Raw genomic sequence first — 255 nt, forward strand, 5'->3', positions numbered from 1 at the left:
TTGCGCTGGATGGCTCGTGCCGGCGCGCCGTGGAGGATGCTGCCCAATGATTTCCCGCCGTGGGAGCTGGTGTATCAGCAGACTCAACGGTGGTTGCAGGCGGGCTGCTTTGAGAGCATGGTGAGCGTCTGCGCTCGGTGATACGCGTGGCACAGGGCCGTCGGGGACAGCCCAGCGCGGTCATCCTCGATGGCCGCACGATACAGTCGACCTGCGAGAGCGGCCCGCGTGCGGGTTATGACGGTTATAAGCGCA

Annotated in this window: 1 pseudogene; it reads left to right on the forward strand. The window is 65.1% G+C overall.

What is annotated here, in order from left to right:
- Positions 1 to 255 (forward strand): annotated as a pseudogene (locus AB3X89_RS40570) (transposase); the annotation flags it as partial.

The sequence above is a fragment of the Paraburkholderia sp. BR14320 genome (assembly GCF_040948665.1).
GTDB lineage: Bacteria > Pseudomonadota > Gammaproteobacteria > Burkholderiales > Burkholderiaceae > Paraburkholderia > Paraburkholderia youngii.